Below are 24,419 nucleotides of genomic sequence, written 5' to 3' on the forward strand. Positions count from 1 at the left end.
CATGATATTCGAATTGACTGTGCCAAAGCTTAAGTAAACTTAAGTTTTGTATTGGTCACTCAGTTCATTGATGCCAAGTTCATTGTTACTTAAAAAGTCACAATGAACAGTTTTGACTATTCATTTCACGAGTGCCCACACAGATTGCATGGTCAAATTGTTAAAGAACATTCAGCGCAACACTTCGTGCTGGCTAGGCTGCGTATACTACGCTACCAAACTTTTCAGTCAAGCGTTATTTTAAATTAATTAAAACCGCTTAGATACTGAGGATAACAAACCAATAAATCAACTTTTAGCCAACTCACCAGAACATCATCAAGATGCCATCATTTATCATCACTAACAAGAGCAAAACAAGCTCATTTCAATCAAGATAAAGTTAAGAACACCTTACCGACATGTTATACACAACTTATGAATAACTTATTCATCCGTTGTATTCCCTGTCGATGGAGCGGCATTATAGGGAGTCCACACTAAAGCACAACCCTTTTATTGAACTTTCAGGGCGAATGCTGCTTTTAGACACTAAAAGCAGCAAAAGAACACAAAAACCCATCAATAAAGGCATCGAACTACTTTAGGGGCATCTAAAAAGTTAAGTAGGATCTAGTGTAGTTGATAAAAATAGCGCTCGTAGCACTAAATATCGCTCTTAAGTAAGACTAAGAGCGATAGTATTTAGGCTGCCTTTACAAGGAAGGAGGGATTTAATAGATTTTCTCTGTGGTAACTTAGTGCCGTACCATCCAACATACTGACATGAGCTCCAGCACTGACAGCTACGCAGTGACCTGCCGCTGTATCCCACATCATCGTTGGACCTAAACGAGGGTAATACTGCGCCCGCCCTTCCGCAACAAGGCAAAACTTTAGTGATGAACCCACTTCGGCTAACTTATGCTCTCCCAGCTGCTCTAAGAAAGTAGCTAAATCAGGGCTGGGGTGAGAGCGGCTTCCTACAACCGTCGGAACAGATGCTGTTTTTACCTTAATGGCATCGCGGCTAACTTTTGTTTGAAGCCATGCAGTTTTACCGTCAGCTAACCACGTTTTATCTAACGCAGGAGCATGTACAACAGATAGTACTGGTACACCTTTATCTATTAGTGCAATGTTAACCGTGAACTCACCGTTCTTTCGAATGTATTCTTTAGTGCCATCCAATGGATCCACTAGCCAAAATGTCTCCCACGATTGGCGATCTTTCCATTCAATGTGAACTGACTCTTCCGATAGAATGGGAATATTAGGCGTCAAGCTGGTTAATCGATCAATAATGATGGCATTCGCAGCAAGATCGGCTTCTGTTACAGGGCTTGAATCCGCTTTTTCTTTTACTTCTATATTGCTGTGATAGCGCATCATGATGGCATCTCCTGCCGATAACGCAATTTCAACGATCGATTCTAGCAATGCTTTCACCTATGACTTCTCCTTTATTCTATGAAATAACATTATGACGCTTTAACGCTTGAATACATGCTTCCACTGACTCAGCAACTGTCTGCTCACCAGCATTCAAATGTATTTCAGGTTTCAGCGGAATTTGATATTCAGAATCTATGCCCGTGAACTGGCTAATTTCGCCTGCCCGCGCTTTTTTGTACAAGCCTTTAGGATCTCGCTTCTCGCATTCAGCTAATGAAGTATCAACATAGACCTCAAAGAATGCATCATCACCAACCAAATCTCTGACCATTTCCCTCTCTTCTCTATGAGGCGAGATAAAAGCAGATAAAACAATTAATCCAGCATCAACCATTAAGTTAGCAACTTCACCAATCCGACGTATATTTTCACGACGGTCTTGGCTTGAGAAACCCAAATCACGACACAACCCATGCCGCACATTATCACCATCCAAAAGGTAAGTGTGATAACCCAACTCGACTAACCTATTTTCCAATGCGCCAGCGACGGTAGATTTACCCGCTCCACTAAGACCAGTAAACCAGAGTACGCAAGGTGTTTGATTCTTTTGTTGAGCGCGCTGCTGTTTAGCAACGTGGTGTTGATGCCACACGATGTTACTTGAATCTTCCATTTGCACATCCGTAGACATATATAAGACTCCATTCTGTCTGTCGTTAAAAAGGAAACAGCACAGGGATCAAACCAAGCACTACGATGGAATACACTATCGAGAGCGGCAGACCAATCCGTACATAATCTTTAAGTTGATAATTTCCTATGGTGTAAACCAATAAATTAGTTTGATACCCATAAGGAGAGATGAAACTCGCACTGGCACCAAACAAGATAGCCATAATAAAAGGCATAGGATCTGCGCCAGAACTAACTGCAAGGCTATAAGCAATAGGAAATGACAACGCGGCGGCGGCATTATTCGTGACAAGTTCAGTCAAAATAAGGGTAAGTAGGTATACCGCAATTAAAGCACCGTAAAGTCCCCAGCCGTTTAACGCGGTCATGAAAAGGTCGCCAATACGTTCAGATAACCCACTGGACATCATTAACTGGGCCAATGACAGCGCAGAACCAACAATCACGACAATATCAATAGGAAACCGGCGACGAAGTTCAGCGAAAGAGATGATGCCAACAGCAACGAGTAATAGTAAGTAACCAGCCAACCCTTTAATAATTGGAAAACCGCCCAGTAGTGCTCCAGCAATAACGGTCATAAAGCCCAATAAAACCGCGATGCTTTTCTTTCTATCTAAACGAGCACTGGAATCAAGCCCATTAACCAAGACAAATTCACGATTAAGTTGCTGCTTGTTTGCATGGAAGCTTTTCCCCGGCACTACCACCAGCGTATCTCCAGCATGTAGTTCTATATTGCCTAAGCCCCCCGCTAAACGCTCATGTCCACGGCGAATTGCCACAACAACGGCATCAAATCGCTCCCGAAACTTCACGCTTTTTAAGGTATTACCTCGAATACCAGCAGAGTGACTCACAATAACTTCCATCATGGATTGCCCATTCAGGTGGTGCTGTCCAAAGAGTTGTAATCCGTCTATTTCTTGCAGTGTGGTGACACTTTCCACATCACCACAAAATAATAAACGATCACCCGCCTGTAGTTTTGTGTTTGGACACACGGGCGCTATGGTTTGTCCGTCTCGAATCACCTCAGCCAAAAACAAACGTCGTAAGGCACGTAAACCATTTTCAGCGACTGACTTGCCCACCAACGGAGATAAAGGTTCTATCTTGGCTTCTAAAAAATATGGCAATGCATCTTGCTGACCATCATCGTTACTCGGTAGGAAGTAACTGAGCGGGATCACAATCAACATGCCTGTAACCAAAACTGCTAGGCCAATTAAAGTAGGAGCAAAAAAATTAAGACTCGGCAGACCCGCATCTTCAACAAAACTGTTGATGATTAAATTCGTTGAAGTCCCAATGAGAGTCAGTGTTCCACCAAGAATAGCCGCATATGATAAGGGAATGAGTAGCTTCGATGGCGCATGTCGTTGATTACGCTTAATGGCACCAATTAAAGACACCACCACGGCGGTATTATTGGTAAAAGAAGAGAGAAGGGCCGTCGATAATCCGAGTTTAGCAATCACGCTAGACTGGCCTCCTCGGGAGATCTGTTGGCCAACCCAGCTAATCAAGCGCGTTTTCTCTAACGCAATGGAAACAAGGATCAGCAACACCAAGGTTAATAGTGATGAATTAGTAAAATTGCCAGCCAACGTCACCAAATCAATCATATCAGTTTGATAACCAATAAAAGCAGCCCCAGCAAACAAGTATGCGGGTTTGATTCGCGTTGTTAATAGACAAGTCACAATCACCATTAACATGGCAAGCACAATGCCTTGATCCCAGTTCATCCGGCTACCTCAGCTTACTGATATCTTTCGCATCCCAATGTGGGAAGTGTTTGCGAACTAAAGCATTAAACTCCAATTCAAAAGCACTCACATTCGTTGCTTTCCTACTATCAGCATCTTGCACTAACGCTTCTCGGATCATTCCTGCGCCAACGGTAACATTGGTTAAGCGATCGATAATAATAAAGCCACCAGTATCCGTACTTTGCTGATAACCATCGACCGCGATAGATTCAGTCAACACGACTTCACACAAGCCAATACCATTAAGTGGCAGTACATCAGTCGCAAATGTATCAAGGTTATTAATATCAACTTGATGACGAATAGCCTGAACAAAGCCGACTGTTTTCTTACCTGCAATTTTCATATCGTACTGGCGGCTAACCTCTAGTGGCGCCTCTGCCATCCAAACAATATCAGCTAGAACACGATCACTGAGTTGTACCTCATCATTAGCGGCGACAATGGTATCACCACGGCTGATATCGATTTCATCAGCCAGTGTCAGCGTGATTGCCTGACCGGGATAAGCTTCAGGTAAGTCACCGTCAAAAGTAACAATACGCTCCACGACCGAAGCTTTACCCGATGGCAGCACTTTCACCGCATCACCAGCCTTGATCGTTCCTGTTGCGACTGTACCCGCAAATCCTCGAAAATCGAGATTCGGACGATTCACATACTGCACAGGAAAACGTAACGCTTCCCCTTCGCGCTCCTGACCAAAATCGACATCTTCAAGCAGTGTTAATAACGAGTCCCCGCTATACCATGGTGTTTTATCACTCAAGCTCACCACGTTATCCCCTTCAAGAGCCGATAAAGGCACCAACTGAATATCGATATTGCGGTTAAGCTTTTGTGCAAAAGCGAGATAATCCTCTGCTATCGACTCAAAGCGCGCTTGCTCGAAATCAACCAGATCCATCTTATTAATCGCAACCACAAAATGACGGATACCCAATAAGCTAGCGATATAAGAATGACGACGCGTTTGATCTAACACCCCTTTACGGGCATCAATAAGAATGACTGCGACATCACAGGTCGATGCGCCCGTTGCCATATTGCGGGTGTACTGCTCATGCCCTGGCGTATCCGCAATAATAAACTTACGCTTTTTAGTTGAGAAATAACGATAAGCAACATCAATCGTGATCCCTTGCTCTCGTTCCGCTTGTAGACCATCCACCAGCAAAGCGAGATCCGGTTTATCACCCGTTGTTCCCACCTTTTGGCTATCAGTGTGAATAGCCGCTAGTTGATCTTCATAAATTTGGTGTGAATCATGGAGCAAGCGCCCTATTAACGTACTCTTGCCATCATCAACGGAACCACACGTTAAAAAGCGCAGCAATGATTTGTTATGGTGCTGATCAAGGTAAGCTTCGATGCCTAGCTCAGCCACTTGTTGTTCAATAAGACTATTCATCACTCTTCCCTTAGAAGTAACCTTGGCGTTTTTTCAATTCCATCGAACCTGATTGATCATGATCGATAGCTCGCCCTTGTCGTTCACTCGATGTCGCTACCAGCATTTCTTCAATAATACCTGGCAAGGTATTGGCTTCAGATTCAATAGCGCCTGTGAGTGGGTAGCAACCCAAGGTACGGAAGCGCACACTTTTATGTTCAATCGCTTCTCCAGGTTCTAGTTTTAATCGATCATCATCAGCCATAATCAACATCCCATCACGCTCAACCACAGGGCGAACCTCAGATAGGTATAGAGGCACAATTTCGATATTTTCTAAGTAGATGTATTGCCAAATATCGAGTTCTGTCCAATTGGAGAGTGGAAAAACTCGAATACTCTCACCCTTGTTGATTTGGCCGTTATACGTTTTCCATAATTCTGGGCGTTGATTTTTAGGATCCCAGGTGTGGTTTTTATCGCGAAACGAATAGATTCGTTCTTTCGCTCGTGACTTCTCTTCATCACGACGTGCGCCCCCAAATGCCGCATCAAAACCATACTTATCTAACGCCTGCTTAAGCCCTTGGGTTTTCATAATGTCGGTATGCTTTGATGACCCATGTGTAAACGGCCCTACCCCCATCGCCATCCCTTCAGGGTTTTTGTGTACTAACAGGTCAAAACCGTATTTTTTTGCGGTGCGATCACGAAACGCAATCATCTCGCGAAATTTCCAGTCGGTATCAACATGCAACAACGGAAACGGGATTTTGCCGGGATAAAAGGCTTTACGAGCCAAATGCAACATCACCGATGAATCTTTACCGATGGAATACATCATTACTGGGTTATCGAACTCAGCAGCGACTTCACGGATAATATGTATACTTTCCGCTTCAAGCTGCTTGAGATGAGTTAATCGTTTCGGGTCCATCACTCTCTCCATGCTAAAGACTGACCACTGATCGTGGCTCTGGTTGAACGTCCTGATTGCCAAACCAACGTAGTTTTTCTGATAATGTCACGACCTCGCCCACCACTATCAACGATGGGGAAGCCGCATTTTTTGCGAGCTCAGCCAGTTCACTTAGCTGACCTTTAAAAATTTTCTGATTCTTCTGAGTGCCACGCTCAATAATGGCGATTGGAGTGTCAGCCTCGCGGCCATGTTGCAGTAGCTGTTGCTGAATGTAGCTCGATTTCATCAAGCCCATATAAATAACGAGAGTTTGCTTACCCCGCGCCAAAATAGACCAATCAAGGGGATCACTTTCCGATTTGGTATGGCCAGTAATAAACATCGCTGTTTGTGCATAATCACGATGGGTCAGCGGAATCCCAGCATACGCTGTCGCTCCAGCAGCAGCCGTAATACCCGGCACAACCTGAAACGGAATACCAGCATCAACTAAAACCTCCAGCTCTTCCGCACCACGGCCAAACATAAAGGGGTCACCCCCTTTTAACCGCACCACTCGTTTACCTTGTTGAGCATATGCGACGATTAATCGATTAGTTTCTTGCTGCGGCACACTGTGAAAACCCGCACGCTTGCCCACGCAGACAAGTTCTGCATCACGGCGTACTAAATCCATAATTTCATCCGACACTAAATAGTCGTACAGCACCACATCCGCTTGCTGCATTAACTGCAAAGCACGCAGTGTCAACAAACCTGCATCGCCAGGACCTGAACCGATAAGTGAGACGCCACCTTGCGGCTGCATCGTCTGTGATAAACGGATCAACTCATTTTCAGCATCTTGTTTTTTACCCGTAGCAACTAGCTGTGAAAAACGGCCATCGAAGGCCTGTTCCCAAAACAAACGACGCGTAGAAAAATCAGAAATAGTCCGTTTAAGGCGATCACGAAAGCGACCTGCGATGGTTGCCATCGCCCCTATGTGTTGTGGTAATAACACTTCAATTTTTTCACGTAATAAACGCGCAAGAACGGGCGCTTTACCCGAAGAGGAGATCGCGACCACTATCGGTGAACGATCAATAATAGAAGGCACTATAAAACTGCAACGCTGGGTATCATCCACCACATTCACCAGCACTTGGCGCTGATTAGCCGATTGATACACTAAAGCATTAAGTGCTTTACGCTCAGTCGCGGCAATGGCGAGGAAAATGCCATCAAGCAATTCAGGAGAAAACTCAGCAGCAACGTGGGTAACTTGCAGATTGATCACCGCCGCTTGAAAATCTGCGTTCAACTCTTCCGCGACCACACGAACATCTGCGCCCGCCTTTAGCAACATCTGAGTTTTACGCCATGCGACAGTATCGCCACCCACCACGACACACGGTCGGTGCTTTAAATCTGCAAAAATTGGCAAGTAGTCCATGCCTGCGCCCTCTTTCATTCCTATTAAGAGCACTATAGACACAGCTCGATATTACCTGAAATTCTAAAATTGTATTTTTTATTCCAAAAAGTTTGGTTCAGATAAGGAAATCAAAAATGGGAGAGTAGACACAATAAATTAACTGTAATTCGGGTAAAAAAGGCGGCAAATGTGCCTAATTGGAATGATGTGGCACTTTCACTAGTTCTTTTGGATGTAACTTATGCTGTTTTTTTCTTAAATAGCACAGGCGTCATCTAGACCTAAAATAAGAACTGCTGATGAGATAACATTTATCGCACTTAAAGTGAGAGTTACAGCACATTAAAGTAAGAATCAAACTTTCACTCGACATGTTTTTTGATACCTTAGCCGAGCTTTTCCTAACTCACTTTCTTGGAGTAAATCATGAAATTATCTGCCAAGCCTCTTACTATTGCGGTATTAGGTGGTTTATTGACAATGGCTGGTCCTGCAACGGCAGAAACCATCAAGCTACGTATTCTTGAAACCACCGACATTCACATGAATGTGATGGACTTTGACTACTACAAAGATAAGCCAACATTAAAAACAGGCTTAGTTCGTACAGCAACATTAGTAAAAGAAGCGCGTGCAGAAGTGACCAACAGCCTATTGGTTGATAACGGTGACTTACTTCAAGGTAGCCCTATGGGCGACTACATGGCTGACAAAGGCATTAAGATGGGTGAAATCCACCCTGCTTATAAAGCCATGAATCAGCTAGATTACGAAGTGGGCAATATTGGTAACCACGAATTCAACTATGGCTTAGAGTTTTTGAAAAACTCAATTGCGGGTGCAAACTTCCCGTATGTAAATGCCAACGTTGTTGATATAAAAACAGGTAAAAACCTCTTCACGCCATACATCATCAAATCACACACGTTAAAAGATACCGATGGTGTTGAGCACGAAGTAAAAGTGGGTTACATCGGTTTTGTACCACCACAGATCATGATTTGGGATAAGAAGAACCTTGAAGGCCGCGTTGATGCGCTAGATATCAAACAAACAGCTGAAAAGTATGTTCCACAAATGAAAGCAGAAGGCGCAGACATTATTGTTGCGATCCCTCACTCTGGCATTTCTACGGATCCTTACAAAGTTCAAGCAGAAAACTCAACATACTACTTAACAGACGTTAAAGACATTGATGTCATTGCTTTTGGTCACTCTCATGCCGTATTCCCGAGCAAGAGCTTTGCCAATGTTCCAGGCGCTGATATCGAAAAAGGTACTATCAATGGCGTTGCTGCCGTTATGCCTGGCCGCTGGGGTGATCACCTAGGTGTTGTCGATCTTGTGCTTGAAAAAGAAGATGCAGGTTGGGAAGTAAGCGATGCGAAAACAGAAGCTCGCCCAATTTTTGATAAAGAAAAGCGCGTAGCACTGGTTGAAGCTGACCAAAAAATGGTGAAAGCCATTACTGACGATCATAATGCAACCCGTACTTTTGTGAATCAACCAATAGGTAAAGCTAGCGATGTCATGTACAGCTACCTTGCCTTGGTACAAGACGATCCAACAGTGCAAATAGTTAACCTTGCGCAAAAAGACTATGTAGAACGCTTTATTCAAGGTGACCCAGACTTAGATGGTATCCCAGTCCTTTCTGCTGCTGCACCGTTTAAAGCAGGTGGTCGCGGTAACGATCCAACAAACTTTACTGAAGTAGAATCAGGCCAACTAACGTTCCGTAACGCAGCTGACCTTTATCTATACCCAAATACGCTTGTTGCTATGAAGGTAACCGGTAAAGAAGTCAAAGAATGGCTTGAATGTTCAGCGGCGCAATTTAACCAAATTGATGTCAACAGCACTGCACAACAAGGCCTAATCAACTGGGATGGTTTCCGTACCTACAACTTTGATGTCATTGATGGCGTTAACTATGCAATCGACATTTCTCAGCCAGCGCGTTACGACGGTGACTGTAAACTGGTGAATGCTGATGCTGAACGTATTCAAACATTGACCTTTAATGGCAAACCGGTTGATCCAAAACAGGACTTCATTATCGCCACCAATAACTACCGCGCATACAGTGGTAAGTTTGCGGGTACCGGTGAGAAGTTTGTCGCGTTTGCATCACCAGATGAAAACCGCACAGTACTGTCTGACTACATCAGCCGTGTAAGCAAAGAAAAAGGCCAAGTGATCCCAAGTGCCGATAATAACTGGCACTTTGCACCACTGAAGAGTGACAAAAAACTAAACGTTACCTTCGAAACATCACCAACAGACAAAGCGGCGGCGTTTATTAAAGAGAAAGGCGTCTACCCGATGACAAATGTCGGTTCAGACAAAGTAGGCTTTGCGATTTACCGTATCGATCTACAAGCAAAATAACCCTCAAGCTCTATAAATAAAGACCGTCGCTTTTGCGGCGGTTTTTTTTGTTATGCTACCAACACCATCACTTTTCAATGAGTTCAGCATGAAAGCAGCATTGCACCAATTTTTACTGCAATTTGGGTTAAGCGATGAAGACGCTCAAGCCGTTACAGCACAAGCAACACCACTGGAACTACCTACTCGCCATATTTTGATCCACCAAGGTCAAACCGCGGAACACTTTTACTTTTTAGCGGAGGGGGTATGCCACGCGTGCTACTTAACGGAAGAAGGCCGCGCTTTTAGTAAAGAGTTCTACTGGGAACAAGAAACCATTATCGGTTTCGAAGCGCTAACCACTCATGGTCATTCGCCATTTTTACTTGAAACGCTTGTCGCCAGTCGCATCTTAGCCTTGCCAATTCGTTTACTCGAACAATGGCGTACCCAGCAGCACCCTTTATATACAGCCTTACTCGAACGCCAGCTCACCTTTAAAGAAAACAAAGAGCGCTTCATGCTGATGTATAGTCCAGAGGAACGCTATCGATTATTTGCCAGCAACTTTGCACTGCTGGATGTACAGATCACAGATAAACAGCTCGCCTCTTATTTGGGGATCACAGCCACCAGCCTCAGCCGAATAAAAGCGCGGCAGGATGAAGATAAAGGCCTGAAAAAATAACATCAAAAAATAACTATTTGAGTAGAACGATTATAAATAAAATATCACCACTATTCATAATAATGACTAGCCTTGAAAAGCCAACCTTGAAGAGATGAGAATACCGTATGCAATGGCACTGTTTACCGTTTGAACAACTGACGACCCACCAACTGTATGAACTACTAAAAGTACGTGTTGATGTCTTTGTGGTAGAGCAAAATTGCCCTTACCACGAATTAGATGAACATGACCGTCACCCAGATACGCAGCACTTACTGGCTTACGATAATAATCAGTTAGTGGCGTACTTACGCCTTCTACCTCCAGGTGTGACTTACGACAATGTCAGTATTGGACGAGTATTAACGACAGGTCATGCACGAGGAAAAGGCTTGGGGCATAAATTATTAACGCGGGCATTAGATGCCGCGCAAGTGCAATGGCCAGATCAAACCATTGATATTGGCGCCCAAGACCACTTGCAAGCGTATTACAAGGGCTACGGCTTTAGCGCGATATCCGAGATGTACTTAGAAGATGACATTCCGCATATTGATATGCGTTTAGAAAAAGCAATTACTCGCTAACACTATTAAGTACCATCTTATTAAAACGAACAAAGCCGCATTATGCGGCTTTGTTATCGGTAACCTCTGTTGCCCTCATATCAATAACACCTAACGTCCCTACTTACCTCGCGAAAAGCTACCATCAGACAAACGGTAATACATCACAGATTTACCACTGGTAGTTTCAATTTGAATCGCATCAAGATTACCCGTAGCCGTTTGCTTATAACGGATCCATTGACCCGATTTAATTCTACTTAGTGGCTTATCTTTCCCCTCAATTGCAGCTACAGCATACAAGTCAGAGAGTGGCAGTGACTTTTCACGAAAAATATTCGCCAATGTCTGCCCTTGCTGAATTTGATAGCGCTGCCATTCAAGCGAAAGCGCTTTCGTGCTGTTTGAAGCAACGCTGCTTGTTTTCTCAGATTGAATACTCACTGTTTTAGGCGTCGATGGTGATACAGGTTCTGCCCGCTTCACTCGTTGCGGCGATACGGGTTCCGAGCGTTCGCCAATCGGTTCTGGCGCACTTTCCCCTAAATTTAACGTCACTTCGCGACGAACACTGTCCGTCTCGGGTTCAACTGTCATGCTAGGGCTACTGGGTAACAGCAGTAATAGCACCACCACAGGCACTAAAACGGTTAATGCTCGACGATGTAATGTCGGTAACTTAGCCCATCGCTCACGAATCGGAGCAAGTGCAGTCAGGCCTTTATCCTTTAACGCAGAAAGAGCCGCACGATCAAACTGCCATTCTGGCAGCTTAAATTCGCTTTTTTTCTTTGAACGGCGTCTGGCCTGTCCCATAACTAATTCTCCATAACGAATACAGCAAAACACATTTACGACGTAAAAAAGGTGACAATTCTTAACAACAGTTTACCCGTAAGGGTCGAAACTGGTATCCTGCTTGCCTTATTGACTCTAATTAAGAGATGACAACATGTCTGACGTTAAACTAGATACAGTTGAAACTAAAGCAAGCTACGGTATTGGTCTACAAATGGGCCAACAGCTAGCACAAAGCGGTCTTGAAGGCCTAAACGTTGCTGCGATCGCTAAAGGTATCGCAACTTCTCTAACTGGCGACATGCCAGAAATCGAAGTTGATGATATCAACAACGCACTTCGCGATCTTCACACTCGTGCAGAAGAAGCACGTGCTGAGCAATCAAAAGCAGCAGCAGCTGACGGCGAAGCTTACCTAAAAGATAACGCACTACGCGAAGAAGTTACAGTAACTGAATCTGGTCTTCAGTACGAAGTTCTTGTTGAAGGTAACGGTGAAATCCCAACTTCAGACAAGCAAGTACGTGTTCACTACCACGGTCAACTAACCGACGGTACTGTATTCGACAGCTCTGTAACTCGCGGTCAACCTGCTGAGTTCCCTGTAACTGGCGTTATCGCTGGTTGGGTTGAAGCTCTACAAATGATGCCTGTAGGTTCTAAGTGGAAACTACACATTCCACAAAACCTAGCATACGGTGAACGCGGTGCGGGTGCAGCTATCCCTCCATACGCAGCACTAGTATTCGAAGTTGAGCTTCTAGATATCCTGTAAGTTACCCGCTAACTTTCAGTAATAAAACGGCGCGCTTGCGCCGTTTTTTGTATGTGCTGTAACTATCTATAGCTATAGCACTTTTTAGTGAATTTATTTGCTACGAGTGCCACATTCTCCACTAGGCTTAACTACGTTGCTGAGCATAAAAGTATTTCATCCCATTGAGATACCTCTACGCTCCTAGCCTTGGTTAAATAGGAGAAAGCCATGAAGTCATTTGCCTCACGAAGTCACCTTTTCAGCACTGTGCTGACATTATTTGCCTGCCTCAGTTTCAGTACCGCCGCTAACGCGTTCAGTTTTTCCGATCTGTTTGGTGGTGAAGATGAAAAAACAGAAGCCGCCAGTGAAGTATTAAGTAACCCTTTAACTGATATGCTAACCAGCCAACTCGGGATCAGTAATGAACAAGCAGCCGGTGGCGCAGGTGCATTGTTATCACTCGCAAGTAAACAACTGACAGGCGATCAGGCTAGCGAACTCACCAACATGATCCCAGGGGCTGAAGGCTTAGCCGATTCACTTCCCGCCGGGCTTGGCAGTATGATCACCAATGCGGATAGCTTAAATAAAGTCTTTGCCACCCTAGGCATGGACCCGAGTATGGTCAGCCAATTCATTCCCGTCGTCATGCAATTCATGGGCGACCAAGGAGCCAGTGCAGGCCTGATGGAAGCTGTCGGAAAAATATGGAACCCAGCGAGCTAAAATAAACATGTAAATTGCAACACCACTTTTTAGCGCCGCATAGCATACAGGGTAGCCAAAGCTACCCTGTCAGAGTCTTGTAAACATTGAAAATAAGAAGGTTTAGTCTACCAACTAAATACCTGAACCATCGGATTCCGCATCATCTTCATGTAGTCCACATTCACGCTTTAGCCCAAAGAAACGGGTTTCTTCTTCTTTCATACCTGGCTCCCACTTCTGCGTTGTATGCACATCGCCTACCGACATATAACCTTGTTCATATAGCGGGTGATAAGGCAACTTATGATCAACTAGGTATGCATCTACATCATCATTACTCCAATCAATCAGAGGGAGAAATTTAAACACCCCATTTTGAATCGCAAGTACTGGCAACGAAGATCGAGAACTTGACTGTGCACGACGTAAGCCAGAAAACCACGTCCCAACTTGAAGTTCATCAAGTGCGCGACGCATCGGTTCAACTTTATTCAATCTATTGTAAAGCTTAATTCCTTCGACACCTTGCTCCCATAACTTACCATAACGTGCCTCTTGCCAAGCGGGGGTCAGTGGCGAACGGTAAACTTGAACATTCAATGACAAACGCTCTTTAAGCTCATCAATAAACAGATACGTTTCAGGGAATAAGTAGCCCGTGTCAGTCAAAATAACCGAGATATCCGCCTTTACTTTGGTCACTAAATGCAACATAACCGCCGATTGCACACCAAAACTAGAGGCTAACGCAAAATCACCCTGAAGGTACTCAAGCGCCCAACGAACACGATCTTCAGCCGATAGCACTTCAAGTTCAGCATTGATTTGAGCCAACTTAAGTATTTGATCGACCTTATTTAAAGCCAATAAATCCTGTAGCTGCCAACGTACAGGCAGCACGGCTGTGGTTGAATTAGGCATAGAAATCCCTCTTGGATACTAATACTGGCTCAATAATGCCAGCACGGATCGTAAAATCACCAAAGTCTTCATTTTCTTCACGCTCTCGTGCCCAGCGCCCCACTAACTCATCAATATCGGCAAGTATCTGAGCTACGCTAATATTTTCTTTGTACATTTTCGGCACGCGGGTGCCGTTACGATTGCCGCCAAGGTGCAAGTTGTAACGTCCTGGCGCTTTTCCGACTAAGCCAATCTCAGCCAACATGGCACGGCCACAGCCATTAGGACAACCCGTCACTCGAGTAATGATATTTTCGCTAGCACCAAGGTGATGCTTCGCTAAAATACCTTCAATATCCGTCACAAAATCCGGTAAAAAGCGTTCGGCTTCTGCCATGGCTAGTGGGCAGGTAGGCAATGACACACATGCCATTGAATTTTTACGCTGTTCGGTTACGCCATCATCAATCAAACCATGATCACGCGCGATCCTTTCGATCCTCTCTTTTTCCTCAGCAGGTACACCTGCCACAATAACATTTTGATTTGCCGTCATACGAAAATCGCCTTTATGGATTTTCGCAATTTCTGCCATACCTGTTTTTAGTGGTTTATTAGGAAAATCGAGTAAACGACCATTTTCAATAAACAGCGCTAAATGGTGTTTACCATCAATGCCTTCTACCCAACCAATCCGGTCACCGCGATCAGTGAACTCGTACGGGCGACTCGCTGCAAACTCGACACCCGCACGCTTTTCTACTTCCGCTTTAAATACATCAGAGCCGACACGATCCAGCGTATACTTAGTTTTGGCATTTTTTCGATTAGAGCGATTACCCCAGTCACGCTGGGTAGTCACCACCGCCTCGGCCACTGCAATCGTCTTATCTAAAGAAATAAAACCAAAATCATCAGCACGGCGTGGATATGTCGATTTATCACCATGTGTCATAGCAAGGCCACCGCCCACCAGCACATTAAAGCCGATTAACTTACCTTCATCGGCAATCGCGATAAAGTTGAGATCATTGGCATGGACATCCACATCGTTTTGCGGCGGAATAACCACGGTCGTTTTAAACTTACGCGGTAGGTAAGTACTGCCTAAAATTGGCTCTTCGTCCGTCGTTTCCAGCTTTTCACCATCTAACCAAATCTCAGCATAAGCCCTTGTTTTTGGCAGTAAATGCTCACTTATTTTCTTTGCCCACTCATAGGCTTCTTGGTGTAGCTCTGATTCAACAGGATTGGTGGTACACAGCACATTACGGTTTACATCACCCGCCGTTGCAATCGAATCAATCCCGATTTTATTTAGCGTCTGATGCATTAACTTAATGTTGGGTTTTAATACCCCGTGAAACTGAAAGGTTTGGCGGGTGGTTAAACGAATACTGCCGTAAATACTGTGGTCCGCGGCAAATTTATCAATCGCCAGCCATTGTGTAGGGGTGATAATCCCCCCCGGCATACGCGCGCGTAACATCACATTCTGTAACGGTTCCAGCTTCTGCTTGGCACGTTCAGCGCGAATATCACGGTCATCTTGCTGATACATGCCGTGAAAACGGATCAACTGAAAGTTATCGCCCTGGAATGCTCCAGTAACTGGATTTGCTAAGTCTTCAACGATGGTGCCACGTAAGAAATTACTTTCGCGCTTCAGGCGTTCGTTATCTGCTAATTTTTGTTCGCTCATTAGTACACATCCTTTTGATAACGCTGACTCTTACGTAGCTCAGTTAAATACTGCTCTGCTTGCTCTCGGCTTTGTTGGCCATGCTGTTCAATAATAGTGAGTAACGCCAGATGGACATCTTTTGCCATCTGGTTTGCATCACCACAGACATAAAAGTGCGCCCCTTCTTGAAGCCACTGCCATACCTTGGCACCTTGCTCTAATAAGCGGTGCTGCACATAAACTTTTTCTGCTTGATCACGACTAAAGGCTACATCGAGTTGATCAATCACACCGGCTTTCAAGTATTTCTGCCACTCGACTTGATAGAGGAAGTCTTCTGTGAAGGTTCGATCACCAAAGAATAACCAGCTTTTACCACTAGCTTCGCGGCTTTCTCGTTCTTGCACAAACGCACGGAAAGGCGCAATACCGGTGCCCGGCCCCACCATAATGATGGAAGTATCATCATTTTCAGGCAGTTTGAAATGCTTATTCGCTTCAACAAAAACGCGAACACTTTCTCCTTCTTCAAGGCGGTGAGATAAAAAGCTCGAAGCGCCACCTTTTCGGGTTTCCTCACCTTGCTGATATTCAACAACCCCAACGGTTAAATGCACTTCTTCACCGACTTCTTGTTGGCTAGAGGCAATAGAATAAAGACGAGGAGTAAGGCGACGTAGTAACCCTTGTAGTTGCTCTGCAGTTAGCTTGGTTTTCTTTTCAGCTAGTACATCCAATACTTGAGTATTCCCCGCATAGGCACGTAGCTTGTCTTTATCAGACAGTAACTTTTCCAATTTTTTACTGCCTGACAACGAGGCATATTGGGTAACTAACTGAGGGTTGGCATTGGTAATTTCATAATGCTTCGTTAATGCCTCTAACAGCACTAATGAAACGCCATCAACATCGACTTGAGTTTTTTCTGTCAATCCAACTTGGGCTATCACTCTGGCGGCGAGGGCTGGATCATTGTCATACCACACCCCGAGCGCATCACCAGGCTGATAAGTTAGCCCTGAACCTTCAAGGTCAATCTCAATATGACGAACATCTTTGCCCGAATTACGCCCAGTGATTTTCTGGCTGGTAAGTAATGCCGCGTCATACGGATTCTGTTTAGTATATTGCGACACCGATGCTTGGCTTTGTCCGACAGGCAACTGCACCACTTCAGCCTCACCCGTTGAAAGCGTTTGCTGAACAATCTCTAACGCAGATGCACGCCATTGCGCTGCCTGCGCTTCATAATCAACATCACAATCGAGGCGTTCAAGTACTGATTCCGCCCCCAGTTTGTTTAAGTAACTATCGAAGTCTTTGGCAGTTTGACAGAAGAATTCATAGCTAGAATCACCCAGTCCAATCACCGCATATTTCAGGTGAGATAAATTCGGGGCTTTCTTCGACTGCAAAAACTCATGTAATTCAATCGCATCATCTGGCGCTTCACCTTCACCATGAGTAGAAGCAATAATAATAAGATGCGTAGCTTTTGCTAAATTTTTACCTTTGTAATCACCCGCAGAGAATACTTCGGCATGAATACCCGCAGCATCCGCTTCGGCATGCAAGGTTTCTGCAAGCCCCTTCGCATTACCGGTTTGAGAGGCATAAATGATGGTTAGCTTACCAACAGGTTGGCTTGCAACAGCGGCAATAGAATGGCTCTCAGCTTGTGGCTGCGCGGTGGGTTGCGTTTGGCTTAACCCCCAAAAGTAACCACTGATCCACGCCATCTGTTGAGATGACAATTCTGATGTAGCCTGTTGAAGTTGATCTATTTGTTGATCATTGAGTGGGCTGGCTAAGGCCGACAGTTCCTTGAGTACCATGACACGACGTTCCCTATACATTGCGTAAGGTTAGATTAGCCACTCAATGAAATAACAAGAAAGAATAGATAAGAATGTTTTATAACTTTTAGTAAGGTTGAGTGCCGCCGTAACACCTCACCTATCATAAGAAAGAAAGGAAATTTAAAAGTTATCGGCGATACGCACTTGGTGAAAACCCACTTCAAACGCACGCTCACTCGCGGTATCAATATCTTGGTAACACTGTTCGCTACCCGCACCATCCGTTAGTGGAACAAAGCCACCCCGGCGATGACGAAACTCAACGATCCAGCCCCCTTCTTGAATCGAAGGTTCCACAACCGCCTCAACTAAGTCGCTACGTGCATATAAGCCCTGCAGTTCCGTTAATGTCATAAGCCTGACTCCTGATAACTCAGTCATCTATTAAAAATGGTACATAATTGAGAAAACAGGCAACAAAAAAGCCACGATAATCGTGGCTTTCAATTTATGGGATATTTCCCTAAGGCTTTTCGTACAAACTTACAAGGTAAGTGTAACGATTAGATGTCTACTTCAACACCTAGGAACCAACCGTCATTCTTCACTTTTACAGAGTTGTAACCGTTAATGAATGCAAAGTCATGATCCATCACGCGATAGCCCGCACGAAGGTTTAGATCAACAAGTAGAGGAATGGTCCATTTAACACCAATTTGTGCATCAACGGTTTTCGTATCGTCGTATGTACCGTATGTCAGATCACCAAACGCAGAAACTGGTGTCATTGGGATACCGATTTCACCCGCACCGTAAACCGCTGGTTGCCATTCGCTGAATGACTGGTTACCCACTTTACCAGCGTTGAATTTAGACATCACCACACCTAGATCCAGCGCAACTGCGTCGTTATCTAGAATTTCGTAGTAAGCCGTGTAATCAATTTGATTGAAAGACACAGTGCCGTTATCAACATCGCTGTAACGGATACGTGCATTGGGTACCAATGGAATAAAGTGCTCAAACGCAATGTGGAATGTGCCCATTGTTTTGTTTTCAGCATCTACAGATTCTGCAGGTAAATCTGTTTTACCGCCAGTAAACCATGCATCAGCACCTACTTTTACACCAAGAAGGGTAGCTGCTTGTGCTGGCATTGCCGCTGCAAATGCTACAGCAGCTGCCGCTGCTGTAAGAGTAAATTTGTTCATGCAGAGTCTCCGCTCTTATTTTGTATAAAATTCGGGCGAGACTATACCAGATGCTGTACAAAATGACCCCATTTGATTTGTTAAACAATGCCTTCTATACAAAAAATAACACTCTCTTGACGTAACTTATAACCTGAGTAAAAACTCAATTTTAACGTCGGTAATTCATGCGGCTACGGTGTAATTTATCAGCCTTATGCTCACGGTAAAACCATACACCTAAGGCTATAACAATAAGCCAAGGGAGTAGCTTAAACATCACACCTAACATCCCAATAACCGCCATAACAGCAAAGCCTGCTGCCACCGCTAAGAACATCCCCAACATGCTGATACCTGTAAATATCAGCACCATCGCAAATGTGAATAGAAATAAAATCTCGACCATACGTCCCCCTCAAATTCCAAATTATGCAGACATTCAATAACCGCTTTATATCGGCAAAGTCTGCTTAATTACTGTATTCATCACTACCATCTAAACTGCACAAACTGCGCCACTTCCACGCGCTAAAATAAAACCCATATAATCAATAGGATAAGCCACGATCAAAAAAAAAGAGCGAGGGCTTTTCGCCTATCGCTCTTTTAAATGTGGTCAATTTTACCAATAGATTAGTTAAATCAACTAAACATCCAATTCCGCTGGAATTTTTGCTACCGCTTGCTGTAACACTTCAATACCAGCACCCGCTTTATGTGCATTTTCGCTAATGTGACGACGCCACTGACGCGCACCCGGCAAGCCTTGGAATAAACCCAGCATATGGCGAGAGATATGGCCAAGGTACGAACCATTAGCAAGTTGACGTTCAATATATGGGTACATAGCTTCAACCAGTTCACGCTGCTTGATAATCGGCTTAGTACTACCAAATAAGCGTTGATCCACTTGCGCCATGATATAGGGATTTTGGTATGCCTCACGACCTACCATCACACCGTCAAGATGCTTTAAATGCTCATCCATCTCATCAAACGTCTTAATGCCGCCATTCAGCGCCATTTTAAGATGAGGGAAGTCTTGTTTTAATTGATAGACTCGCGGGTAATCCAACGGTGGAATTTCACGGTTTTCTTTCGGGCTTAACCCCTTTAGCCATGCTTTACGCGCATGAATAGTAAAGTCGTCACAGCCACTTTTCTCAGAAACCGTCGAAATAAAGTGGGTCAAAAATTCATAAGAATCTTGCTCATCAATACCGATACGCGTTTTCACCGTAACAGGAATATCAACGACTTCACGCATTGCGGCAATACTCTGTGCCACTAAGTCAGCCTCACCCATCAAGCAAGCACCAAACATTCCGTTTTGCACTCGATCTGAAGGGCAACCTACATTCAGGTTTATTTCATCGTAACCACGCTCTTGCGCCAATTTAGCACAACGCGCCAAGTCAGCAGGGTTTGAGCCCCCTAGCTGCAGCGCAAGTGGGTGCTCTTCTTCGTTATACGCAAGAAAATCACCCTTACCGTGAATAATCGCACCCGTTGTGACCATTTCGGTATAAAGCAATGCATGGTCACTCATTAAACGGTGAAAATAACGGCAATGACGGTCAGTCCAATCGAGCATAGGCGCGACAGAGAAACGACACGAAGGAAACTCCTCCTGATGTGTAAGTTCTGTATGTAAATCGTCGCAACTCGCAACAGCACTGTTTGGCATTAGATAACCTCGTTAATCACCATTATTACGTTCTCCCACTCGATACAAACAAAGAGTGAAAAATGACCACGAATTCTACCTTATTCACCCCTGTTTCCCAATTGGATTTATTTGCACGGCCATAAAGCCCTCATAACAGCTATCAACGCATTAATTCCAGCTCAAAATAGAAACTAAAAGTAACATGATAGGCCAAATTCTAAATATCAAATAAAAACATAACCAACTGTTTTAAATGAAGATAAAACCCAAAGACTCCATTGCAAATTAACGGCGTACAGCAAAAATAGCTTTTGGAACATAGCAACCCAAAAGCTGCACAGCCATTATAATAAATATGAATCAATGACTTACAAAAGTCCAAAACACCCAACTTTAAGAAGGTGTAGCTTTCTACTGAACATTCTACCTTTTGCTGTACAAGCGAAAACTATCAATTGAAATCTTCCCTCAAAGAATAAAGAACATAATGTAACTTTTAATTTAATCGTAAGCACCTGAAATATAATGACAAAAAACAAACCGTACAGCTCTTTTAGCTTTTGCATAATAATAACCCAAAAGCTGCACAAGCCATTAAAAACCATAATATCAACGACTTAAATCAGTAAACACTCTACCCACTCACCAATGGACACAAAAAAGCGTAAAAAAGACAACAAAGCTGTACATGATGAATATTTGGGACAAAAGTGGGCTAACTTAGAGGACATAGTGCGATTTATTGGAAATAAACCTTCGCGCAGTAAAGAAAAATGGAAAGAGTGCCGCTATATAGACGTAACTAGCGATAATAATTTGTGATCAGAAACACAAAAAATCCTCATCTTCCAATCAGGAACTTTTTGTTCTGAGATACCTTTATTATTAGCTGTGGTAAACTACAGGTCCTACCGCTGTTATTTGAGGTTATATGGCAAGCCAAGCACAACTGTTGCTTCAAGCACAACAACTTTGTGAGCAACGAGGTGTACGCTTAACGCCTCAGCGTTTGAAAGTTCTCGTTCTTATTGTTGAGCATCGTCGCTCGATCAGTGCCTATGAGTTGCTAGATTTACTAAAAGTAACGGAACCACAAGCGAAGCCACCTACAGTTTATCGAGCGTTAGACTTTCTCATGGCTCAAGGCTTTATCCATAAAGTCGAGTCGACCAATAGCTATATTGCTTGTTGCTTGCTTGGTCATGCCGAGCATTGTTCACAGCTATTGATCTGTGATGAGTGTGGCTCAGTAGATGAATGTCATGATGAAGAGCTGGCAAAATTATTACGTATTAAAGCTGATTCTCATGGATTTAAAATCGCTCACCATGTGGTAGAAAGCCATGGTATTTGCAAAGACTGTCAGAGCGATCAGCAGTAACCTTTAATTAAAGAATAATAACGTCATTATGCGCGCAGAATTCGTAAATCCTTTTTTAGCATCATTGCTAAACGTATTAAAAACAATGGCATCGATGGAGCTTGCTCCTCAAAAGCCTCGTTTAAAAAAAGATGAAGTAGCCCGAGGTGATGTCTCTGGGTTAATCGGTATGGTTGGCCCGACGACAAAGGGATCTATGTCGATCACTTTTGATGAAGGCTTAGCCCTTGAAATCATGCAGCGTATGCTGGGTGAGCGCCCTAACGGTATCAATGAAGAAGTCACTGATATGGTGGGTGAAATTACCAATATGGTCACGGGTGGTGCTAAACGTATCCTATCCGACAAAGGCTATGAGTTTGATATGGCAACACCAGCAGTTGTTTCTGGTCGCGGCCACACTATTACGCACAAGTGTGATGGCGCAATCATTATCATGCCATTTGATTCTGAGCACGGAAAAGCATTCATCGAAATCTGCTTCGATTAATATTATGCCTACCGCAGCGACGATATTAGAACACCAGTCAGAGTCTCTGACTGGTGTTTAATACTGCCTAAATTTCACAAATACCCTCATATCACCCCAAGCAAGCTTTCCTAACTATACCTCTACCGATATATTTACTCACTCAGGCTGATATCAAACAAGCATCGTCACGATTAGTTCTGTTTCTCATCCGTTAGTTTTTGCGTTTTATCCAATATGCCTAACGCCCCAAAACCAGTGATCACATCTAAGTTCGTGGTTAGCTTGCCACCATTACCACCGCCAAAGTAGTTCTTAGGCATCTCAACTTGGTAGTTTTTCAAGTTATTGTATAACGCTGTAGAAACATCACGATTAAGCTCAGCTAAGTACACATCACGGTTCGCACCATAGGCATCGTATTTCGCTTTTAATACCACAGCCTCAGCTCGGCCTTTTGCCAGAATCGCTTTCGCTTCATATTCTGCCGATAATGCATTGGCTTTTTGAATGGCTAAGTTCGCCTCAGCAATCGCCAACTCTTTCTCTTTATCGACTTCCGCTAAGCGTTTTTTCTTTTCAACTTCAACGATTTCACGTTCTGCAATTTGACGAGCAATTTCCACTTCTTTTTGCTGTGAGATTATCGCTAATTCTTTATTACGCTGAGCATCTTGTACTTCACGAGTACGCTGAATTTCTTTACGCAACTGCTCGGTTTCAGCTTGCGCTTTTGATGTTTCTTGTTCTTGGATAGCACGAATTCGATCAGCAACTAAACGCTTTTTATCCATCAACAATTTGTTTAATTGCTCTTCTGGCGATGGATCGCCAATCGTCACCTGTGTCACCGCGATACCATACTGCTGTAGCGGGTTATCTTGACGTTTGAGGTTACCATCGGCATCAAACACAGGAACTGTTTTCCATACTAACTGCTGTGTGCGTTGCAACTTATTGGAGTTAGACTGATTCACCCCTACAGGCGCAAGATCGATCTGCTCAACTTCAACTTGTTTACGCTCGGTCATATAAATACCGTCACGAAGTTGATCGCCCAACTGTGTTTTAAACTGATTTAATCCACCTTGGAAGAACTCTTCACCCGTGTACTGCGTGGCTGTAATAACCGTGACATTACGGGCATTCTTTACCAGTAATGCATCAATGAGGTTGCTGTTATTACGAAACTCACGGTGCATCTTAATAACGGCTTCAGGGTTCAACGATAATTTGAATCGGAAGGTAACTGGGATATTTCCAATATAGGTATCAGCAAAACGCGCTTGTATCGCAGGTAGTCGTTGGTAGAAGTCTTCGCCTGTCGTATTACCGTAAGATACAGTGATCACTTGATCGTACTTGGTGATTTTCGACAAGAATGGCATACGAAAATGAATACCGGGCTCACTAAATACATCTAATTCGCCCGTCAGGTTATTCTGGTGCACATAGGTATACCCAGCATCCGTCATCAGCACCGAATTATTAAACAACCCGAAGATGGCAGCCGCTCCCAATACGCCAGCCACAACAGGAACTGACACTTTCTTTTTCAAATTACCTGCTAGCTGAGTTTTCATATCCATTGTATCGTCCTTTATTTCCATAATTACCCACTCGTTTATGATGCCACTTGTCACAGCCTTCCTTGATATAAAAGGCTGGAAACAGTTCTAAAAATCACTATTTACCAACGCGTTAGCACATGCATTATTTTCATTATCTTATCAACCCAGCATTGTAAGCATTTTAGAGCTTTTATGACACAAAAATAAAACGACGTACAATTGATAGGGTCCACAATAAATATATGGCGATATAAAATAGAGATATAAAAAAACGCGACCATTGGCCGCGTTCTAATTT

General features: G+C 43.9%; 22 protein-coding genes. 7 read left to right on the forward strand and 15 right to left on the reverse strand.

Going from position 1 to position 24,419, the window contains the following annotated elements:
* Window positions 1-684: 684 nt before the first annotated feature.
* Genes cysQ through cysG form a run of 6 tightly spaced genes read right to left on the reverse strand, consistent with a single transcriptional unit; the run spans window position 685 to window position 7,595 of the window.
* Complete coding sequence (gene cysQ / locus ASV53_RS11645) at window positions 685-1,428, reverse strand: 3'(2'),5'-bisphosphate nucleotidase CysQ (protein WP_094957216.1); 744 nt, start codon at window positions 1,426-1,428, stop codon at window positions 685-687.
* A gap of 19 nt (window positions 1,429-1,447) precedes the next feature.
* Window positions 1,448-2,068: an adenylyl-sulfate kinase gene (cysC, locus tag ASV53_RS11650; protein ID WP_094957217.1), complete on the reverse strand. Its 621-nt coding sequence runs from the start codon at window positions 2,066-2,068 to the stop codon at window positions 1,448-1,450.
* 25 nt (window positions 2,069-2,093) lie between these two features.
* Window positions 2,094-3,821, reverse strand: coding sequence for an SLC13 family permease (locus tag ASV53_RS11655; RefSeq protein WP_094957218.1), 1,728 nt, complete (start codon window positions 3,819-3,821; stop codon window positions 2,094-2,096).
* A gap of 4 nt (window positions 3,822-3,825) precedes the next feature.
* Window positions 3,826-5,256, reverse strand: a complete 1,431-nt coding sequence (gene cysN, locus ASV53_RS11660; protein WP_094957219.1) for a sulfate adenylyltransferase subunit CysN — start codon at window positions 5,254-5,256, stop codon at window positions 3,826-3,828.
* A 10-nt stretch (window positions 5,257-5,266) separates the two neighbouring features.
* Window positions 5,267-6,175 carry a sulfate adenylyltransferase subunit CysD gene (gene cysD / locus ASV53_RS11665; RefSeq protein WP_062691698.1) on the reverse strand — a complete coding sequence of 303 codons (909 nt, stop codon included), beginning with the start codon at window positions 6,173-6,175 and terminating at the stop codon, window positions 5,267-5,269.
* 13 nt (window positions 6,176-6,188) lie between these two features.
* Window positions 6,189-7,595: a siroheme synthase CysG gene (gene cysG, locus ASV53_RS11670; RefSeq protein ID WP_094957220.1), complete on the reverse strand. Its 1,407-nt coding sequence runs from the start codon at window positions 7,593-7,595 to the stop codon at window positions 6,189-6,191.
* 408 nt (window positions 7,596-8,003) lie between these two features.
* Between cysG and ASV53_RS11675 the strand changes: the two genes are divergently transcribed.
* The 3 genes from ASV53_RS11675 (at window position 8,004) to ASV53_RS11685 (ending at window position 11,207) form a co-directional block, all read left to right on the forward strand.
* Window positions 8,004-9,968 carry a bifunctional 2',3'-cyclic-nucleotide 2'-phosphodiesterase/3'-nucleotidase gene (locus tag ASV53_RS11675; protein WP_094957221.1) on the forward strand — a complete coding sequence of 655 codons (1,965 nt, stop codon included), beginning with the start codon at window positions 8,004-8,006 and terminating at the stop codon, window positions 9,966-9,968.
* An 88-nt stretch (window positions 9,969-10,056) separates the two neighbouring features.
* Entirely contained in the window at window positions 10,057-10,638 is a 582-nt protein-coding gene (locus ASV53_RS11680) for a Crp/Fnr family transcriptional regulator (RefSeq protein ID WP_094957222.1), read from the forward strand.
* Between the two features lie 107 nt (window positions 10,639-10,745).
* Window positions 10,746-11,207, forward strand: coding sequence for a GNAT family N-acetyltransferase (locus ASV53_RS11685; protein ID WP_094957223.1), 462 nt, complete (start codon window positions 10,746-10,748; stop codon window positions 11,205-11,207).
* A gap of 99 nt (window positions 11,208-11,306) precedes the next feature.
* Here the strand turns inward: ASV53_RS11685 and ASV53_RS11690 are convergent, their stop codons facing one another.
* Complete coding sequence (locus ASV53_RS11690; protein WP_094957224.1) at window positions 11,307-12,002, reverse strand: LysM-like peptidoglycan-binding domain-containing protein; 696 nt, start codon at window positions 12,000-12,002, stop codon at window positions 11,307-11,309.
* A 136-nt stretch (window positions 12,003-12,138) separates the two neighbouring features.
* Here ASV53_RS11690 and bamJ point away from each other — a divergent pair, with 136 nt between their 5' ends.
* Window positions 12,139-12,759, forward strand: a complete 621-nt coding sequence (gene bamJ, locus ASV53_RS11695) for a BamJ family beta-barrel-assembly machinery protein (RefSeq protein WP_062691685.1) — start codon at window positions 12,139-12,141, stop codon at window positions 12,757-12,759.
* Between the two features lie 210 nt (window positions 12,760-12,969).
* Entirely contained in the window at window positions 12,970-13,470 is a 501-nt protein-coding gene (locus ASV53_RS11700; RefSeq protein WP_094957225.1) for a DUF2780 domain-containing protein, read from the forward strand.
* A gap of 114 nt (window positions 13,471-13,584) precedes the next feature.
* On the opposite strand, the gene ASV53_RS11705 is transcribed toward ASV53_RS11700, so the two are convergent.
* The 7 genes from ASV53_RS11705 to dusA form a co-directional block, all read right to left on the reverse strand.
* The gene (locus ASV53_RS11705) at window positions 13,585-14,373 is read right to left on the reverse strand and encodes a phosphoadenylyl-sulfate reductase (RefSeq protein WP_189337865.1); all 789 of its coding nucleotides are present in this window, start codon (window positions 14,371-14,373) and stop codon (window positions 13,585-13,587) included.
* Window positions 14,366-16,057, reverse strand: coding sequence for an assimilatory sulfite reductase (NADPH) hemoprotein subunit (gene cysI, locus ASV53_RS11710; RefSeq protein WP_094957226.1), 1,692 nt, complete (start codon window positions 16,055-16,057; stop codon window positions 14,366-14,368). The genes ASV53_RS11705 and cysI overlap by 8 nt, the downstream gene beginning before the upstream one ends.
* A complete protein-coding gene (locus ASV53_RS11715) occupies window positions 16,057-17,874 on the reverse strand; it encodes an assimilatory sulfite reductase (NADPH) flavoprotein subunit (RefSeq protein ID WP_094957227.1) in 1,818 nt (605 codons plus the stop codon). Before ASV53_RS11715 ends, cysI begins: the two co-directional genes overlap by 1 nt.
* Window positions 17,875-18,018: 144 nt before the next feature.
* Complete coding sequence (locus tag ASV53_RS11720) at window positions 18,019-18,252, reverse strand: hypothetical protein (protein WP_062691681.1); 234 nt, start codon at window positions 18,250-18,252, stop codon at window positions 18,019-18,021.
* A gap of 149 nt (window positions 18,253-18,401) precedes the next feature.
* A complete protein-coding gene (locus ASV53_RS11725; protein ID WP_094957228.1) occupies window positions 18,402-19,049 on the reverse strand; it encodes a TIGR04219 family outer membrane beta-barrel protein in 648 nt (215 codons plus the stop codon).
* A gap of 151 nt (window positions 19,050-19,200) precedes the next feature.
* Window positions 19,201-19,437, reverse strand: coding sequence for an envelope stress response protein PspG (gene pspG / locus ASV53_RS11730; RefSeq protein WP_062691677.1), 237 nt, complete (start codon window positions 19,435-19,437; stop codon window positions 19,201-19,203).
* Window positions 19,438-19,677: 240 nt separating this feature from the next.
* Entirely contained in the window at window positions 19,678-20,718 is a 1,041-nt protein-coding gene (gene dusA / locus ASV53_RS11735) for a tRNA dihydrouridine(20/20a) synthase DusA (protein WP_094957229.1), read from the reverse strand.
* Window positions 20,719-21,631: 913 nt separating this feature from the next.
* Between dusA and zur the strand changes: the two genes are divergently transcribed.
* Together zur and ASV53_RS11750 are read left to right on the forward strand one after the other, a co-directional pair.
* A complete protein-coding gene (zur, locus tag ASV53_RS11745) occupies window positions 21,632-22,081 on the forward strand; it encodes a zinc uptake transcriptional repressor Zur (RefSeq protein WP_062691676.1) in 450 nt (149 codons plus the stop codon).
* A gap of 28 nt (window positions 22,082-22,109) precedes the next feature.
* On the forward strand, window positions 22,110-22,571 hold the full coding sequence (locus tag ASV53_RS11750) for a chemotaxis protein CheX (protein WP_048900367.1): 462 nt from the start codon (window positions 22,110-22,112) through the stop codon (window positions 22,569-22,571).
* 173 nt (window positions 22,572-22,744) lie between these two features.
* Here ASV53_RS11750 and ASV53_RS11755 read toward each other — a convergent pair whose 3' ends face one another.
* The gene (locus ASV53_RS11755; RefSeq protein WP_083541006.1) at window positions 22,745-24,139 is read right to left on the reverse strand and encodes an SPFH domain-containing protein; all 1,395 of its coding nucleotides are present in this window, start codon (window positions 24,137-24,139) and stop codon (window positions 22,745-22,747) included.
* Window positions 24,140-24,419 lie beyond the last annotated feature (280 nt).

It is taken from the genome of Photobacterium sanguinicancri, from assembly GCF_002265265.1.
Lineage (GTDB): Bacteria > Pseudomonadota > Gammaproteobacteria > Enterobacterales > Vibrionaceae > Photobacterium > Photobacterium sanguinicancri.